At 70.8% G+C, this 1,238-nt stretch carries 1 protein-coding gene and 1 pseudogene; both read right to left on the bottom strand.

Annotated features, from left to right (window positions below; translation table 11 throughout):
- Nucleotides 1–738 (bottom strand): sugar ABC transporter permease (locus ABZZ04_RS39440; RefSeq protein WP_356937061.1); only part of this gene is annotated, 738 nt, incomplete at its 3' end.
- A 102-nt stretch (nt 739–840) separates the two neighbouring features.
- Nucleotides 841–1,238, bottom strand: a pseudogene (locus ABZZ04_RS39435) (sugar ABC transporter substrate-binding protein); the annotation flags it as partial.

Genomic DNA, 1,238 nt, shown 5'->3' with positions numbered 1-1,238 from the left:
CATGGTGTAGACGGCGTCGAAGACCTGGAACGAGGCCGTCGTCTCGATCACGGCGAGGAAGAACAGGGCGGGCTTGAGCTGCGGCAGCACGATGTGCCGGAACCGCTGCCAGGGGCCCGCGCCGTCGGTGAGGGCCGCCTCCTCCAGCTCACGGGGGATGTCCTGCATCCGGGCCAGCAGGATGAGCATCCCGTACCCGAAGCGGGACCAGACGCCGACCAGCGCGAGCGCGGGCAGCACCAGCACGTCGTCGGAGAGCCAGGAGCCCTCGGACATGCCGAACCAGCCCATCAGGGTGGACCACGGCCCGCCGGTGGAGAAGATCCAGACGAAGACGGTGGCCGCCAGCACCAGCGAGGTGACCACCGGCAGGAAGAACACCGAGCGGAAGAACTTCGCGCCGCGGAACGCGCGGCGGGTGATCAGCGCCAGGGACACCGACGCGATGAGCGTGCCCGGCACGGCGAGCACCGTGTAGAGGACGGTGACCTTCAGCGCCTGCCAGAACAGCGGGTCGTCCCACAGGCGGGTGAAGTTGTCCAGCCCGATGAAGCTGCCGCCACCGGTGAGGGTGTAGTCGGTGAAGCTCATCAGCACACCGGCCACGCCCGGCCCGAACCGGAAGGCCAGGAAGAGCAGGAAGCACGGCAGGACGAAGAGCAGGCCGATCCGGGCCTCGCGGCGCGCCTGCGGCCCGCTGCGACGGCCCCGGCGGGTGGGTTCCGCGACGACTGCCACGGGGATCTCCTTGCGGTACGGGGGAATTGCGGAGGTCGGGGCGGTGCCCCGGGAAGGTGCGGGGTCCGTCCGGGTGCGGCCGGACGGACCCCGCACCCGGTATCAGCGGCCGAGCATCGCCTGCGCGGCCTTCTGCGCGGCGTCCAGCGCCTCCTGCGGGCTCTTCTTGCCCAGCAGCGCCGCCTGGATCTCCGGCGCGAGCACGCCCTGGACCTCACGGGCCTTGTCCTGGAGCGGGCCCACGGTCATGCTCGGCAGCGTGGCGCCGACCGCGGTCTGCAGCGCGTCGCCGGGGTAGAGGTCGCCGCCGGACTTGCGGGCCGGGAAGTAGCCCGCGCCCGTCTGCAGACCGGCCGTGTTCTTCGACTCGGCGACGAAGTTCAGCCAGTCGCCGGTGTTCTTCTTGTCGGCGCCCTTGAGCATGGACAGCGCGCCGACGGTGCCGTAGCCGACCGACTTCACGTCCTTCAGCGGCGGCTGGACGACGATGTTCTCCTTGC

It is taken from the genome of Streptomyces sp. NPDC006435, from assembly GCF_040612315.1.
In the GTDB taxonomy this organism is placed as follows: Bacteria; Actinomycetota; Actinomycetes; order Streptomycetales; family Streptomycetaceae; genus Streptomyces.
This window is presented reverse-complemented; position numbering and strand designations above follow the sequence as displayed.